Source organism: Rhizobium leguminosarum (genome assembly GCF_010668065.1).
Classification (GTDB): domain Bacteria; phylum Pseudomonadota; class Alphaproteobacteria; order Rhizobiales; family Rhizobiaceae; genus Rhizobium; species Rhizobium leguminosarum_S.
Genome location: NZ_WUEN01000004.1, coordinates 423,362 through 438,028, shown reverse-complemented (window position 1 = coordinate 438,028; position 14,667 = coordinate 423,362). Strand labels below are relative to the sequence as shown.

Here is a 14,667-nt window from a genome sequence, read left to right as displayed (position 1 = left end):
TTTAGTGCGGAGCCATACTTGTCAGCTCCACACCGCTCGCAACTGATTTATCGGCTATTCGTCTGATGTCGCCGGCGCAGCGTTCTCCAGAGAAGTGCGGATTTGATCGATCTTCCCGTTTGCGTCGCCAACCCCGAGGATAGTTTTGGCCTTATCCAGAACCGCCGGACTGACTTCACCGGTTTTCGTTGCGGCAGCCAATGCGTCCTCCAGCGCCTCGTCCCCTAACAGAGGGTCATCGGCCGCGGGCTCGATTCCATTGTCGAGTTCATACTGGGCATAAGCCACGGCATAGGCCGCGATGGCCGTCATGCGTGGGTCCGACGTATGCATCAACGCCTTGTAGTTTCGCTTCAAGGAGTTCAGGCCCGCAAGTTGCGCCGACAGGTTCTTTTCTTTCGTGCTGACTTTGGTCTCGTCTGCCTTGACGGACTTGGACTTGCTTGCCGCCTCGCTGGACTTGCCTTTCACGCCTTGAGATTTGGAGTTGCCATGGGTTGAACCGCTACCCTGGCTGCTGCTGCCATGGTTGCCGCTGTTTCCACTGCCGCCGCCGTGACCGCCGCCATTGCCCCCACCGTTGCCGCCACCGTTTCCACCGCTCTTTGCCTGTGCGGTCATGTCGATTCCGGCAATCGTTGCCGGGCTTGCTGCAAGAGCCAGCGAAAGCGCAGCCAAGGACGCTAAGGTTGCTATCCGCATTGTTTTCCTCCAAGTCGGATCAAGAGCCGTGCAGATGCACGGCTTGAACAGATATGAGAGGTTAGACGGTGATCGCGCGTTGCACATCGGACCGAGGTCCGATGTCGGCCCCGGCAATGGTCTTAGACGGCCTGAAATGCTTAATGATTCCTTCTTAGCCCAGAGGCCATCGGTTGCGCTCGCTGCCGCTCAGGGTTTTCCGGTCGGCCTGAGAAAGGGGCTTCCTCGATTTGGCGTCGTCACGCAATCATCGTGGCGTCAGATGGATGCCTGCGAGCGTGCAGCGGACCGATCCACCGGCGCGCTCGATGGTAGGGATATCAAGCGCGACCAGTTCGGCGCTTTCTTCGATCGTGTCGCGTTGATCCCGGTTCAACGATGCAAGCGCCGTGGTCGAGAGCGCAAGGATCCGCCCCGCCTTTCCCTGGAGTTCGAGAGCATTGCCGGCGAAAGAGGCGATCTGATCGTTGGTAAGTGCGATCACGCCGCGGCCGGAGCGCTCCAGTCTTAGAACGACCTCCCGCCGTCTTGCCGCATCGGTCATCATCTCCAGTCCAATCATGGCGAAGTCGGTGGCGATGCACATCAGGACAATGGTATGATAAATGGCGACGCCGTTTCCATCCCGCGCGTCGAATACCATCGGCTCGAAGTTGAAGTGGGTCGAGAAGCGTTCCAGCGCGATCGGATCGGTGCGGTCTGAGCGGACGGCATAGGCCACCCGGTCGATGTGATCGAGAACCATGGCGCCGGTGCCCTCGAGAAACAGTCCGTCCGGCTCGAGGCCGGAATAGTCGATCACCTCCTGCACCCGATACTGGCTCTTCAGCATTTCGAGGACGTCACTGCGCCGCTCGCGCCGGCGACTGACGGCCTTCATCGGATAGATCGCCACATGCCCGCCGGCATGGGTGGAAAACCAGTTGTTGGGAAAGACCGAATCCGGTGTCTCGGTACCGGCGTCGTCGAAGAGATGCACGTTCACGCCATGGCTTCTGAGCACATCGGCGGCCCGGGTGATTTCCTCATAGGCCGCCAAGGAAAGGTTTTCCGTCGCATCCGGGCTGGACTGGAACAGGTTGTCGATGGCGGTCTCGGTATTCACGGTGAAGTGGTGCGGCCGGACCATGACGACTGCAGGGGGCGCCTGGACGGAATATGTGACGTGTCTTGGCATCATCGCGCTCCTATGCCTGCTTTGCTCGCTGCAACATGCCGAACAGGTCGCGCGGATCGTCCGGATCGGCGATGATATCGAGGTCCTGGTAAAGCCCGGTCCCCTTGAGCCTGTCACGGACGTAACGAAGAGCGGAAAAATCCTCGATCGCGAAACCGACGCTGTCGAACAGGGTGATCTGGCTGGCATCGCGGCGGCCGGTCGCCTGTCCCGTTACGACCTGCCAGAATTCGGTGACGGGATAGTCGGCATCCATCTGCTGGATTTCGCCCTCGATGCGGGTCTGTGGCGGATATTCGACAAAGGTGTCGGCGCGCAACAGGATGTCGTGGTGCAGCTCGGTCTTGCCTGGGCAGTCGCCGCCGATGGCATTGATGTGGACGCCAGCGCCGACCATGTTGTCGGTCAGGATCGTCGCGTACTGCTTGTCGGCGGTGCAGGTCGTAATGATCTCGGCGTTTTCGATCGCCGATTGGGACGAGCTGCAGGCGGTCACCGTCAACCCCGTTCCTGCAAGGTTGCGGACCATCTTTTCCGTCGCCAGCGGATCGATGTCGTAGAGCCTGATGTGATCGATGCCGCAGACGGCTTTCATGGCAAGCGCCTGGAATTCCGCCTGGGCGCCGTTGCCGATCATGGCCATGGTGCGGGCGCCCTTTGGTGCGAGGTGCCGCGCGGCCATGGCTGAGGTCGCGGCGGTTCGAAGCGCTGTCAGCAGGGTCATTTCGGTGAGCAGCACCGGATAGCCGGTCGAAACTTCCGCCAGGAGGCCGAAAGCCGTCACGGTCTGCAGGCCTTGCGCCATGTTCTTCGGATGGCCGTTCACATATTTGAAGCTGTAGATTTCGCCGTCCGAGGTCGGCATCAGCTCGATCACACCCTCGCCGGAGTGAGAGGCAACGCGCGGGGTTTTGTCGAACGATCCCCAGCGGCGGAAATCCGCCTCGATGACGTCGGTAAGTTCGGTCAAAACGGTTTCGATGCCGATGTGGTGGACAAGACGCATCATGTTCTCGACGCTGACGAAGGGTACGAGAGCTTTTTCCGATGGAAGGGGCGACGACATGCTGAGTTCCTCCTGCATATGCTCGAGGAGGAAGGCTAGCCGTCCTGCATGTTGGCCGAAAGCTCAAATCTGTGCTAATTCTGCCAGCAAATTGTGCAATTCGTTCAGCTCATTTGCGCGAATTTACAAGGGAGGCAATATGACTATCGCGAAATACGCACCCGACGATCTGGATCGCCGGATTATCGCTCACCTCCGCGCCGATGGGCGCGCTTCCTTGAGCAAGCTTTCCGATGCACTCGGTGTCGCACGCGGCACAGTTCAGAACCGGCTGGATCGCCTGATGGAGACGGGTACGCTGCTCGGCTTCACCGTCCGGGTGCGGGAGGACTACGACGTCAACGCCGTGCGTGCCGTGATGATGGTCGAGGTCGTCGGCAAGTCGACGACCCAGGTCATCCGAAAGCTGCGCGGCCTGACGGAAATTTCGGCGCTGCACACGACCAACGGCAATTGGGATCTCGTCGCCGATATCCGGGCCGCAAGCCTTGCCGACTTCGACCGGGTTCTACGCGAGGTGCGGATGATCGACGGTGTCGCAAACAGCGAGACCAGTCTCCTCCTCAGCAGCGTCTGAGGGCTGCCAAGCGTGGTCCGCGGAGCGCCATCACGACGGGCCGGCGCTGCGGGGACTGGCGAAGGAACCGAAGGGCGCTGCTCAAATTCGGCGGCTGTCGGCGTTGGCTTCGATTTATGATGGCGCGTCGAGGCGTAAATTGGCTCTTCCCCGAAAGAGAATTACGCCAAGCGCAAATCGACAAGCGGGTGTAACTTCTTGAGATTCGGCAGCGATTTTGCTTGCCAAGGATATTGGCTAGTGCCTTTGACGACGAGCAGGAGGTCGCCCATCTTTCTGGCTTCAATCGTCAGCTTGGCCAGGAGATTTATGCCAGAGGAATTCAGGAACTCGAGACCCGTCAGGTTGAACGTCACCTGTTTGTGCCCCTCATGGAGCAATCCTGATATCAATGAGTAAATGGGCGCATAGGCGTCCGGTCCCGCCAGCCGGAATACGCCATCGAAATAGACCTCGTTTTTCTCGGCCCATACGCGGAAGTTTTCGTCGCTGATTTCCATTCTTCGCTCACGGATTGGAGGAGGGCGGCATCGCCACGGCTGCAGTCGTCGTCAGTATGACACGCTGGTCATTATTCCCTTCGAATGCCCATGCCATTTTTGCATCGTAATCGCTCAGAAGGGTGAGCAACCCCAAGCCCGAACCGCTTTCTGCCGATATGGCATTGGTTTCGATTTGCTCAAGAAGAAGTTCGCCGGGGTCTCTCGATTGAAGGCGATGCAGCAGCTGCTGAAAGCGAGACGATGTCACGCCATCGATCGTGTTCTTCACCCTTATTAAAAAAGTACCGTCGAATATGCCGGCTTCAATGAGGATCTCCCCAGGTTGTCGAAACTTAACGGCATTTTCGATCAGCTCATTGCTGAGATATCCGATGTCATGATGCGCCTGCACATAGTCTTTTCTTGAACGTGAATAGGGCAGAGCCATGACCTCCGCTATAAAGTCGGAAGTCATTCCTGAGTGCTTCCATCCAAGCTGAAGCGGTCCGTCGCTTAACGTGAGGCGAGTGCTTGAATCCAGGCTTATGCCCGCCAGAGATTCGATACCATATACCGTTGGCGTCATGTCTCACCTATGCCGCACTGCGAGAAGCGTGATGTCGTCGTAAATCTTCTGCGATCCGATGAAGAGCATTAATGTCGCTATAATTCCGGCAACGACTTTCTCAGCGCTCTGGTCCTTCAAGCGCAGTGCTTCGCGGGATAGACGTTCGATGCCAAAGAGTTCTCCAGCGTCGTTTTCGGCTTCTGTTACGCCGTCCGTATGCAGGAGTATGAGGTCGCCCGTCTCGAAGCTTATTTCACGGGTTTTAATGAAGGCAGAAATATCGGCTTCCAGCCCGATCGGTATACCCAGATCCATGGTGTCTATGCGCTCGACCTCGCCGTTCGCCCGCACGACGACAACTTCCTCGTGTTGTCCCGACAGGATCATCTCTTTGCCGTCGTAGTCAAGAAACGCCAGAGTGAGGTGCTTATCGATTTTGGTTCTCACTATGTTTTTAAATAGGGCGCTGTTCAGGTCTGTGAGAAATTTGACGGCATCGGTGTTTCCTGCTTCCTGCAGGGCGCGGGCGACGGACTGAACCATCAACATCAGCACGCCGCTTTCGAGCCCGTGTCCGGTGACGTCGCCGATGCCAATCTTCAACCGATTTCCGCTCTTCAATACGTCGTAATAATCGCCGCCGACTTCTTCTGCAGGTCTCATATAGGCTGCGATCTCAAGGGCCTGAAACTCCTCAAGCTCCTGGTGCAGCGGAAGAACCATGAGCTGGATTCTCTCGGCGACGGCGAGTTCCGTTCCGAGACGTCGATTTTCTCGCTGGAGCTGTGCGTTCAGCGTCGAAATCTCTTCCTTTGCATCTTCGATTTGAGCTGTTCGCTCTTCGACAAGCTGCTCGAGATTTTCCGTATGATAGCTGATCTGTTCGGCCATCCGGTTGAATGCTTCACCAGCCTCGCCGACCTCATCTTTGGTTGTTATGGCCACCCTGACCGAATAATCCTTCGCCTGAATCCGTTTGGCGGCATCTGCAAGTGCACTGATTCCGCTCGTTATTCGTTTCGAAGCCGCAATTACTGCTATAGCCACAACAAGCAGTGACATTAGGATCGCCAGGATTTGGTAGATCACGATCCGGTTGGTAGCTTCCGAAATTTTGGCCTGGGCCGCATAGAGGGAGGCCTGGATTTCTCGTTCAGGCACAACCACTCCAAGAGACATCGCCTCTTGCCGAACCGGGCCGCTGGACCAGAGATTGGTCGCGGGGAGTTTCTTGACGATAACGATATAGGGGACCTCGTTTCCCTCCTGCTGCAACAACAAATGTTGGATGCCCAGTTCACGATCAAGGGCCAGTTTTGCTATCGCAGGCTGGGAGCTTCCCTTCAGGGAGCGCTCCAGGCCGGTCAAGGCGCTGGCTCCGCTCGCATCGCTCGCAGAACGCAGACCGAGGGTTTTTTCTCCTGTGCTGTTGATCGCCACAACGTTTCCGTCGGACATTGCGAGAAATCCAAAGCCGGACTGGGCCACTTTCACATTCTCAACAATCTGCGCGAGCTGGTCGAGTGTGATGTCCGCGCCAGCCGTCCCGGCGACATCCTGCCGGTCGGCTGTCCACAATGGATGAAAGAAACTGACGATCAGCTTTCCGGTAATGGCATCGGTATATGGAGCGGTCTGCGTGATATCGTCGGCGACCGGCCGCGTTTTCGCGTCCTTGGCCCAGCTCTGCCAGGACTCGTAAAGCCCGGGGAAAAAGAAGTCCCAGAAATCGGCTTCGTTGTGCCCCGAATAAAGGCGATCGAAGGTCTGAGCCTGGTCGGTGTAAGGCGCCGTCCTGAAGATTGGCCGTTCTTTCGGTCCGATGTAGTACATCTGCAGCTTGGAAGCGCCGTGCTGCAGCAGGCTCGGCGCAACGATGTCGAGAACCGCGCTCGTCTCTAGATCGCGCTGGATGTCGGGTTTCGGCCGATGGTCAGGTCCGAGCAAGTAACCCCAGACGCTCACAACCGAAGCGGAGCCGGGCAGGTTCTGAGACCATTTTCCCTTCTCGTCGTAAACAAGGCTGACGCTACCAGGCGATGTGCGCGCGATCGCCGCGCCGACATCGGAATTACGCTCGGGATCGTCGATTTGCGCCTGGAGCACACCTGCCAGGGTGCCGACGTCGCTATGAACCTGCCGCAGAAGCAAACTCACCTGTGCTGCGGTGGAATCGGCATATGTGCGGATGTATTCCTGGCTTGCTGCTTCCAGACCCTGTCCGACTTCGAGGGTGGCGTCGCGCGACAGCCTCTGAACATTCCAAAGTGCTAGTCCGCCGCTGACCAGCAGATCAAAAAGGACAGCTCCACCGACAACCAAGATGAACTTTGCCCGAAACGAACCTAGCCTTGCCGGTCTTTTCGATGAGCTTCTGTCCATCACAGTGGCTTTCGGCCGGAAGCTGCCCAGATCGGCCAGCCTGCATAACCCTTGGGGTGAAGAGCAGCAAAGACATGATCTTTGAATCCCTGCCGGAACCTGCGAATGAAATCTGATGAGTCACCCCGCCGAACGGCCATCTCACCCGCGTAGACATTTTCCCAAGCTTCGATGACGTCTGCGAAGTCCTGGGGATCCCCGTCAAGATTCGTGACCATAAAGGAATCGACCTTGATGTTATCGAACCCCGCGTCGGCGAGGAGGTGGCGGCTTTTCGGCCCCATCTCGACATCCATATCGAAGTGCCTGAACAGTTTGGCGACTTCTTCGTACGTCCATTTTATGGATTCAGCATGTGGCTCGCCCAGACAATGCGAGTTTTTTTCGTTCGTGATGTAAACACGGCCGCCAGGCTTGCAGATGCGGTAAAGCTCCCGCAGCAGCATCTCGGGACGGTTGAAAATCTGCAGCGAATGTCGGCAGGTCACAAAGTCAAATTGATTATCTCGCAGCAGCATTTGGGAAGCGTCACCATAGGTGTACTCGATTCCCTGCAGATCGAAGTCGGCCGCGACCCTGCGAGCATATTCGAGGCTGCGCACGGAATGATCCAGCGCGACAAGGCGTGCCGGTTTGAATTCCCGTTGAACCAAGGCGGCGAAATCACCAATTCCGCAACAGATATCCGCTATGACAAGACCGCTGCGCAGGCCGTGGCGAGGCAACAGTTCGCGTTCGTGCCTCCATGTCATTTTCGTCTGGGTGCGCAGAATGGGAATGAAAGTCTCATCCTCAACAAAGCTCTGGCCCGGGTAGAATGCCGAATCGTAGACTTCAACCGACAGGCTTGGTTGTGATGCCGCCAGCGTTTCGAACAATGAGGTCGACCATGCCACGACGCTCGATGTAATGATGACGATCTTCCGTTCCGGCTTGGTCCGGCAACTTGCCGTGAGTACATCGGCCAGGGCCGCGAAGGCAGTCATGTTGATGTGCGTCAGACGTTTGACATTGACGTAGACGACCCCACTGTATTTTTCCAAACTTTGCTGCACCAGCTTGAGGGCATCGGCAATTTCGGCGGAGGTTTCAGGCCGCATCTTGCCAGACAGCAACAACTCCTGATTTGTCGGATCAAAGTGAACAGTGAAGGGTAGGGGAAGCAGGCTCATCGGAAGTCCTCGATCGAGGGGAAATCCGCAATGATTTGAATCCCTTGTCCGCCTTCTTGCTCAATTCGGATCGTGGCGCGGAATATTGCTGCTAAATCTCTGAGCAAAACCGTCCCATCGGGCTTCGTGACCACGAATCCAGAGCCGGCGCCTGGGACAGGCTGGTGTTCGCTTGCTCTCGCATCCATGTGCTTTCGACCAAATGCTTCCTCGCAAGGAAACGCAATTCTCAGCCGATTGAATGTCGCATTCCGGTAGAGACTGAACCTTATCCTTCCCAACTCGCTCGTCGAACGGAAAGCAAGTTCGATGAACTCGTTCGTCGCGACGGAAAGAAAATTCGAATATCGAGCGGGATCGCTGTGACCTTGGCCGAGAATGTCTGAGAGATATTCGGTAATTCCGTCGCAAAACTGCCATTGAGATTTGAACATCGCAACGTCCAGTTCCAGCGATACCATCGGCGCAAATGCATGGTCATCGAAGCTAGCTGCTTCCTGTTCCAATACAGCCTCCCTTCTTTTGCCTGGGCGTCAGGTTGATGCATGCGATAGCTAAAGGCACGGCGAAAATCGGTTGTTCACTGTGGTAGCGCGGGGCTTACGGATGTTTCCGCCCGGGTGATGAACTCGCCAATCGCCTCGACCGGAAGCGGCCTGCTAATCAAATAGCCTTGAAGTCTGTCGCAGCCCACGCTGCGCAACCATTCCGCCTGACCCGGCGTCTCTACCCCTTCGGCTGTCACCTGCATGTCGAGGTCATGTGCGAGGTTAACGATGCAGCGGACGATTGCCTGGCCTTTCAGATCGCTTTCGAGGTCGGTGATAAAGTATTTGTCGATTTTGATCGTGTCGAACGGGAATGTCTTCAGATAGCTCAGCGAAGAATATTCTGTCCCGAAATCATCAAGCGAGATTCGTATCCCTAGCACGTTGAGCGTATTCAGTGTGTCGATATTGTTGACGGTCCGCTCAAGGAGCACACTTTCGGTTATCTCAAGCTCCAGACGGTCGGGCGGCAACCCGATCAAGTCTAGCGTTTGGGATACCCGATCGGTAAGGCCGCTTGTCAAGAATTCAGCCGCGGACAAATTGACAGCGACGATGTAGTTCTGCGGCCACTTCATGGCCTCGCGACATGCCTGCTCCAAAACCCATGCACCTATTTCCGGCATCATTCCATCGGCCTCGGCCATCGGAATAAATGCCGTTGGTGGGATTTTTCCAAGTAGAGGGTGGTTCCATCTGAGCAATGCTTCGAAGCCGACAATGCTGCCGCCCTCGGCGATGGGTTGGTACTCAATAGAGAATTGTTCTTGGACCAAGGCCATGCGAAGGCTGCGGCGCAGCAGTTCGCGTTGTTCCAGCAACTCAAGCATTGACGGATCAAACGGTCTTGCGCGACCGCGCCCGTCCTTTTTCGCGGCGTAGAGTGCGACGTCGGACGCCTTCATCAGCTGCTCCGGAGTCGTACCGTCCGGTGGAGCAGCAGATATGCCGATGCTGGCACCGACAAATAGTGCGATGCCATCTATCGTGAAGGGCTTTTTGAATGCATCAACCAAAGCTTCCGCTAGCCGATGCCCTTTGGCGGGATGTCCGGGGCCCCTTGATATGACGGTGAATTCGTCACCCGCCAGTCGATAGGCTCTGTCGTCCCTGGTAAGGCACTCTTGAATGCGGCTTGCAGCGAGCTGAAGAAGCTTGTCGCCGGCCGGATGCCCAAGCGTGTCGTTAACGGGTTTGAAATCGTCAAGATCGAGTTGCATCAGGGACAGAGTCTCGTTCGAGCCTGCGGCCTCCCGTAACAACACAGCGAGGTCCTCGCTGAACTGGCGTCGGTTCGGCAATCCAGTGAGCGGATCGTGGGTGGCCAGATGCAGAAGGGTTGCGCGCTCATCGTCGGCAGATTCCTCGGACCGAACCACAGCAAACAGATCTCCGATCCGATAGATCGTCAGTCCGTGCGACGCTGGCGTGCCAAGATCCCCCGATATTTGCAAAGGCTGGGCACTGTCACCCAATGAACGGAGGGCGAGCGTAATCGCCGATTTGTCCAATTCTGGAAAATGCTCCCAAAACGACGCAGCTGGTTTGACAGAAGCAGGCAGCTCATTGCCCAGCAAATTCTCGACGGGATTGAAATCGCGGTCAAAGAACAAAAGCCGGTCGATCGAGCTCGAAGTTTTTGGCTCTGTTTGTCCGAGCGCCGAGGGGGCCGCATGAATTTTCCGCATGTCCGAGGCCCTCCCTAGTCGCATGTCATAACCAGATATTGTAGCAAATCAGCTCCCGCACAACTTGTGCACGCCAAGATTTACATTAGGCATTTCTGATTAACAATCCCCAACTTCTGCCCAACTCGCGCTCGGATGGGCTTATGCAACGTCTTTATTGCCGCGACCCATTTACATCCATCGTCTCGGCGGCGACCCTTCGATGAGTTGCGGGCAGGGGATATCACGCGCCCGATCCGCACTCAGTCATGAACCAGTCGATAAAGCGGCGGACCGGCTTTTTCGCCCAGCTGTTCGATATGACGTAATAGCCCTGGTTCTCTGCCGTCGCGATGTCGGAAAGCACCAACAGATCGCCGCGTTCGATCTCGCGGCGGAACACCTCGACGGGGCAGAGCGCCACGCCGTGGCCGGCGATCACGGCCGTCGCCAGCATATTGAAATCCTGGAATATGGGGCCTCGAAGCGGCTCCGGCGCTTTCTGGCCGGCCTTGCGGAACCATTCCTTCCAGCCGTCGACGGATTCGTCGTGCAGCAGGTCGGCGCCGGTGAGCGAGACGTCGTCGATCGTCCAGTTGCGTTTGGCGAGGTAATGGCGGCTGGCGACAGGCTGGTTGCGGCGCGAGAAGAGCAGGCGGCTTTCCCTGCCGCCGCTCAGATCCTCGCCCATGGTGATCAGCACGTCCAGGCTCTCGTCGTCGAAGCGTTCTTCGGCGCGGGCATAGACGATCCTGACGTCGAGATCGGGGGCGCTGTCCTGGAAGGAGGGCAGGGCCGGAACGAGCCAGCGCGATGCGATTGAGGGAATGCAGCCGACGGTGATGGCGCGCATGTCGTGGTCGCGTCGCATATTGCCGGTCGCATGTGCAATCGCCGCCAGCGATCCGGAGACTGCCCGGTAATATTCGCCGCCGGCTGCGGTCAGCGTAATGCCGCGGCCCGATTTCTGCAGCAGCTTGCGCCCGAGCCAGGTTTCCAGATGCTTGATCTGATGGCTGACCGCCGCATGCGTGACGTGCAGCTCGTCGCCGGCTTTCGAAAGGCTCATCAGGCGGGCCGTGGCTTCGAAAGCGCGCAAAGCGTTTAACGGCGGCAATTGCATTTGTAAAATTTCCTCACAGATGACGCAGAAATCATCATTTGAAAATGCCAGTGATTTCAATAGCTAATTGTAGCAGGCGATGAAAATGAATCATCGCTACATCTTCCGTAAATTATCAGGAGAATCGACGTGTTCGTCAGAAATCTTAAGGAGGTAGAGCTCACCGAGCGTTTCGTCGACTGGGGCAACGGCACGAGCCACCGCCTGCTGACCAAAGACGACGGCATGGGCTTTACGGTGTGCCATACCGTCGTTCGCGCCAATAGCGAGGCCCTGCTTCAATACCGCAATCACCTGGAGGCCTGCTACTGCATCAAGGGCGAGGGCGAAGTGGAGGATATGGACGGCAACGTCTTTCCAATCCGCGCTGGCGATATCTACGTGCTCGACAAGCACGACCGGCATTATCTGCGCGGTGGCAAGGATCAGGATCTCGTTCTCGTCAGCATCTTCAACCCGCCCCTGACTGGCACCGAACGGCACGACCTGAACAACAAGAGCGGGTCGCAATACTGAACCAGAGCATGATGCCGAAAAGTGTGAGCGGTTTTCGGACGACTTCATGCTCTCACTATAGAATGTAGAACAGGATGATTTTAGGCCGACCCGGCCTAAAATCATCCTGTTCTAGCTGATCTCTTCGTCGACTGCCGAGATGGAAAGCAGGGCCCAGCAAATGGCGGGCACTGCTGCCGGCGCGAACGACGAGACGTCCGCTGCCTATTCGGAGCGATTTACTACGCCCGCGCAGCCTATTGCTGCGGCTGCTGCTGGCCCTGCTGTGGCTGCTGCTGGCCCGGCGGCGGCGTGCCGATCTTTTCCAGTACCTTCTTGGCCAGAGCCGGGTCGCTCTGCGCGGCCGTCAGGATCGACGAATATTCCTCGACGGAGATGTCGGGAGAAGCTTGGACGGTATCGACCATCTGCTTCTTGGCCTCCTCCTGCAGCTGTTGCTTGGTAGCCTCGTCCTTTGTCGCGCCGATCTTGGCCGAATATTCCTGTCTCACCTTGTCGACCTGCAGATAGGCAACGGCGAAGGCTTCGATTTTCTGATCGCTGACGGCTGCCGTCGCACCGCTGCCGCCGGGCTGTCCCTGCATCGGCGGCTGCGCCTGAGCCGGGGGCTGCGCTTGTGCCGGCTGCTGTTGCGCCTGGGCCATGTCGACAGCGGATGCCGGGCTGAAAGCAAGCAGACTGAAGACTGCCGCGCTCACGGCTGCGACAGATGTGTAACGAGTGATCATATTCATTCCTCTTCAAGTGCATGATTTTATCGGCAGCAAGACCGCCTCGGTCGATCGCTCAGCCCCTCAAAGGCCGGGCGAGGTCGCGACGATGGAACCTTTAAGAGGGCACGGTGCGGCGGTAACGGGGCGATTTGCTGACGATTGAGCGGCGGCTTTGTGACCGCCGGCCTGTTGGACGTGCGGAAATTCCAGTCACCGCCGCTGTGATGCCCGGACCTTCGACGGCGTTCAGCGCTTCTCCGGATGTAGAAATGCCGCCAGGAACGTGGCGACGGCCGCCTCGGCGTGGCGGTAAATCTGCTGCTTCGTCGGAATGGCCGCATCGCCCAGCATCATGACCCGATTGACGGGATCGGCCATCACCAGCCAGTTGAATTGTGATGCGGCGACCGTTGCATCGGAGAACTGCAGCAGCTTCTTGCCGGCCAATTGTTCGAAAGCGCTGCCCATGACCTCGAGCGCCCGTGCGGGGCCGCGCGCGTAAAGCAGCTTGGCAAGTTCGGGGAAACGTTGCGCCTCCGCAATCACAAGGCGGCGCAATTGCATCAGCCCCGGCGTCAGGACGATGGTGAGCTGGCGGACGGCGTAGTCGAGGAGATAGGCTTCCAGCTGATCGCGGGTCTCCACCTGGGGGAGGCCGGTGTGAACGGCGGTATCTGCCTCTCCCATCATCTGGGTGAGCACCGCGACGAACAGCGCCTCCTTGCTGGAGAAGTGCTTGTAGACCGTCTGCTTGGACACGCCGGAGCGGCTGGCAATCTCGTCCATGCTGGCTCCGGCGTAACCGGTGCTCAGAAAGACCTCGGCCGCGGCACCGACGATCGCCGCCTGTTTGCGCTCCGAACGAGTACCGGCCCGCCCACGGGCCAAGTCGGCTTCCATACCCGGTATCAACATTTTCGATCTCCGCTCCAATCCTACTTGACACGATCAAACTGAACCGTCTAGTTCTTATAACGGAACTAAACGGTCTAGTTTGATTTTGCGACTATCCAGCGATCCTCAACAGCGAGCGATGTCATGAACAACAAGACAACCCATCTGACTTGTGCTTGCGGAACCTTTCACCTCGAAGTGCGCGGCGCCCCGATCATCAGCGCGGAATGTCACTGCAAGAGTTGTAGTGACGCGGCTGGCAGGCTGGAGTCGCTTCCGATGCCGGAGGCGATCCGGACGATCCATGGCGGTACGCGCTACGTGCTTTATCGGAAGGATCGGATCAGCCTTTTGGCCGGAACCGAAAATCTGCGGGAATTCCGCCTCGGCCCCAACGCGTCAACCCGACGTATTCTGGCGTCCTGCTGCAACACGCCCATTTTTCTGGAGTTCAAGGGCGGCCATTGGCTTAGCCTCTACGGCAATCTCTGGAAGCAGGACGAGCTTCCACCCCTCCAATTGCGCACGATGACCCAGAATGTGCCCGATCGCGCGAGTGTGCCCGATGACGTGCCTTCCGGCGCACTGGCGACGGCCGGCTTCTATGGCAGACTTCTCACCGCGTGGATTGCGATGGGCTTCAAAGTCCCCGACATCACTGTCAAAGGAGCTATCGATGCCTGATGACGAAAAAATCCTCATTGAAAGCATAACCTCGCCGCACCATACGGAGCGGGTCAACAAGGCCAAATACATGGCAATGCGTCACGCACTGCTGGCTGCACTGCCTGAACAAGCGCCCGGACTTACTGTGGCGGAGGCAAATATCGCCATCCTGCCGCACCTCTCCGAGGTCGAATTCCCCAACGGTGCTAAGGCCGGATGGTGGTTGAAGGCCGTTCAACTGGATCTGGAAGCCAAGCGCATCATCCAGCGCGGGCCGGGAAAGCCGGTCAGGCTTTTCAAATGCCCTTGAGACGTCTGCCGGCTCAGCCCAGGGAACGGATGTCGCGGGCGACCTCCGTTTGTTGGTTCGGCTTTGGCTAAAGTAATTCTAGCAAACGCCGCGCGGGAGAGCTT

At 57.6% G+C, this 14,667-nt stretch carries 16 protein-coding genes; 4 read left to right on the top strand and 12 right to left on the bottom strand.

All coding sequences use genetic code 11. From position 1 onward, the window contains the following. Positions 1 to 54 precede the first annotated feature (54 nt). The 3 genes from GR198_RS14290 to GR198_RS14280 form a co-directional block, all read right to left on the bottom strand. Positions 55 to 702 carry a hypothetical protein gene (locus GR198_RS14290; RefSeq protein WP_164022434.1) on the bottom strand — a complete coding sequence of 216 codons (648 nt, stop codon included), beginning with the start codon at positions 700 to 702 and terminating at the stop codon, positions 55 to 57. A 247-nt stretch (positions 703 to 949) separates the two neighbouring features. Further along, positions 950 to 1,882 carry a citrulline utilization hydrolase CtlX gene (ctlX, locus tag GR198_RS14285; RefSeq protein WP_164069145.1) on the bottom strand — a complete coding sequence of 311 codons (933 nt, stop codon included), beginning with the start codon at positions 1,880 to 1,882 and terminating at the stop codon, positions 950 to 952. 7 nt (positions 1,883 to 1,889) lie between these two features. Continuing rightward, the gene (locus GR198_RS14280; RefSeq protein WP_164069144.1) at positions 1,890 to 2,945 is read right to left on the bottom strand and encodes an ornithine cyclodeaminase; all 1,056 of its coding nucleotides are present in this window, start codon (positions 2,943 to 2,945) and stop codon (positions 1,890 to 1,892) included. 139 nt (positions 2,946 to 3,084) lie between these two features. Here GR198_RS14280 and GR198_RS14275 point away from each other — a divergent pair, with 139 nt between their 5' ends. Then, complete coding sequence (locus tag GR198_RS14275; RefSeq protein ID WP_018242678.1) at positions 3,085 to 3,522, top strand: Lrp/AsnC family transcriptional regulator; 438 nt, start codon at positions 3,085 to 3,087, stop codon at positions 3,520 to 3,522. A 161-nt stretch (positions 3,523 to 3,683) separates the two neighbouring features. Here the strand turns inward: GR198_RS14275 and GR198_RS14270 are convergent, their stop codons facing one another. From GR198_RS14270 to GR198_RS14240, 7 genes are all read right to left on the bottom strand, one after another. After that, positions 3,684 to 4,022 (bottom strand): slr1659 superfamily regulator, encoded by a 339-nt coding sequence (locus GR198_RS14270; protein WP_017961073.1) that lies wholly within the window; start codon positions 4,020 to 4,022, stop codon positions 3,684 to 3,686. Between the two features lie 7 nt (positions 4,023 to 4,029). Further along, positions 4,030 to 4,590 (bottom strand): slr1658 superfamily regulator, encoded by a 561-nt coding sequence (locus GR198_RS14265; RefSeq protein WP_164022437.1) that lies wholly within the window; start codon positions 4,588 to 4,590, stop codon positions 4,030 to 4,032. Between the two features lie 3 nt (positions 4,591 to 4,593). Then, positions 4,594 to 6,957 (bottom strand): SpoIIE family protein phosphatase, encoded by a 2,364-nt coding sequence (locus GR198_RS14260; protein ID WP_029870461.1) that lies wholly within the window; start codon positions 6,955 to 6,957, stop codon positions 4,594 to 4,596. Then, positions 6,954 to 8,126, bottom strand: a complete 1,173-nt coding sequence (locus GR198_RS14255; protein WP_029870462.1) for a class I SAM-dependent methyltransferase — start codon at positions 8,124 to 8,126, stop codon at positions 6,954 to 6,956. The genes GR198_RS14260 and GR198_RS14255 overlap by 4 nt, the downstream gene beginning before the upstream one ends. Continuing rightward, the gene (locus tag GR198_RS14250) at positions 8,123 to 8,632 is read right to left on the bottom strand and encodes a hypothetical protein (protein ID WP_029870463.1); all 510 of its coding nucleotides are present in this window, start codon (positions 8,630 to 8,632) and stop codon (positions 8,123 to 8,125) included. Before GR198_RS14250 ends, GR198_RS14255 begins: the two co-directional genes overlap by 4 nt. Positions 8,633 to 8,706: 74 nt before the next feature. Continuing rightward, positions 8,707 to 10,362 (bottom strand): putative bifunctional diguanylate cyclase/phosphodiesterase, encoded by a 1,656-nt coding sequence (locus GR198_RS14245; protein ID WP_029870465.1) that lies wholly within the window; start codon positions 10,360 to 10,362, stop codon positions 8,707 to 8,709. A 223-nt stretch (positions 10,363 to 10,585) separates the two neighbouring features. Continuing rightward, on the bottom strand, positions 10,586 to 11,464 hold the full coding sequence (locus GR198_RS14240; protein ID WP_164022439.1) for a LysR substrate-binding domain-containing protein: 879 nt from the start codon (positions 11,462 to 11,464) through the stop codon (positions 10,586 to 10,588). A gap of 129 nt (positions 11,465 to 11,593) precedes the next feature. Here GR198_RS14240 and GR198_RS14235 point away from each other — a divergent pair, with 129 nt between their 5' ends. After that, positions 11,594 to 11,980 carry an ectoine synthase gene (locus tag GR198_RS14235; RefSeq protein ID WP_003541014.1) on the top strand — a complete coding sequence of 129 codons (387 nt, stop codon included), beginning with the start codon at positions 11,594 to 11,596 and terminating at the stop codon, positions 11,978 to 11,980. Positions 11,981 to 12,216: 236 nt separating this feature from the next. Here the strand turns inward: GR198_RS14235 and GR198_RS14230 are convergent, their stop codons facing one another. Next, complete coding sequence (locus tag GR198_RS14230) at positions 12,217 to 12,714, bottom strand: DUF4168 domain-containing protein (RefSeq protein WP_032983785.1); 498 nt, start codon at positions 12,712 to 12,714, stop codon at positions 12,217 to 12,219. Between the two features lie 225 nt (positions 12,715 to 12,939). After that, complete coding sequence (locus GR198_RS14225) at positions 12,940 to 13,608, bottom strand: TetR/AcrR family transcriptional regulator (RefSeq protein WP_029870468.1); 669 nt, start codon at positions 13,606 to 13,608, stop codon at positions 12,940 to 12,942. Between the two features lie 123 nt (positions 13,609 to 13,731). Between GR198_RS14225 and GR198_RS14220 the strand changes: the two genes are divergently transcribed. Further along, complete coding sequence (locus GR198_RS14220) at positions 13,732 to 14,271, top strand: GFA family protein (RefSeq protein WP_029870469.1); 540 nt, start codon at positions 13,732 to 13,734, stop codon at positions 14,269 to 14,271. After that, positions 14,264 to 14,563 carry a DUF6958 family protein gene (locus tag GR198_RS14215; protein WP_017994569.1) on the top strand — a complete coding sequence of 100 codons (300 nt, stop codon included), beginning with the start codon at positions 14,264 to 14,266 and terminating at the stop codon, positions 14,561 to 14,563. The genes GR198_RS14220 and GR198_RS14215 overlap by 8 nt, the downstream gene beginning before the upstream one ends. Positions 14,564 to 14,667: the final 104 nt, after the last annotated feature.

Coding starts and splice junctions, on each gene's coding strand:
- GR198_RS14290 (WP_164022434.1), bottom strand. CDS start 702: ATGCGGATAGCAACCTTAGCGTCCTTGGCTGCGCTTTCGCTGGCTCTT.
- ctlX (WP_164069145.1), bottom strand. CDS start 1,882: ATGATGCCAAGACACGTCACATATTCCGTCCAGGCGCCCCCTGCAGTC.
- GR198_RS14280 (WP_164069144.1), bottom strand. CDS start 2,945: ATGTCGTCGCCCCTTCCATCGGAAAAAGCTCTCGTACCCTTCGTCAGC.
- GR198_RS14275 (WP_018242678.1), top strand. CDS start 3,085: ATGACTATCGCGAAATACGCACCCGACGATCTGGATCGCCGGATTATC.
- GR198_RS14270 (WP_017961073.1), bottom strand. CDS start 4,022: ATGGAAATCAGCGACGAAAACTTCCGCGTATGGGCCGAGAAAAACGAG.
- GR198_RS14265 (WP_164022437.1), bottom strand. CDS start 4,590: ATGACGCCAACGGTATATGGTATCGAATCTCTGGCGGGCATAAGCCTG.
- GR198_RS14255 (WP_029870462.1), bottom strand. CDS start 8,126: ATGAGCCTGCTTCCCCTACCCTTCACTGTTCACTTTGATCCGACAAAT.
- GR198_RS14245 (WP_029870465.1), bottom strand. CDS start 10,362: ATGCGGAAAATTCATGCGGCCCCCTCGGCGCTCGGACAAACAGAGCCA.
- GR198_RS14240 (WP_164022439.1), bottom strand. CDS start 11,464: ATGCAATTGCCGCCGTTAAACGCTTTGCGCGCTTTCGAAGCCACGGCC.
- GR198_RS14230 (WP_032983785.1), bottom strand. CDS start 12,714: ATGAATATGATCACTCGTTACACATCTGTCGCAGCCGTGAGCGCGGCA.
- GR198_RS14225 (WP_029870468.1), bottom strand. CDS start 13,608: ATGTTGATACCGGGTATGGAAGCCGACTTGGCCCGTGGGCGGGCCGGT.
- GR198_RS14220 (WP_029870469.1), top strand. CDS start 13,732: ATGAACAACAAGACAACCCATCTGACTTGTGCTTGCGGAACCTTTCAC.
- GR198_RS14215 (WP_017994569.1), top strand. CDS start 14,264: ATGCCTGATGACGAAAAAATCCTCATTGAAAGCATAACCTCGCCGCAC.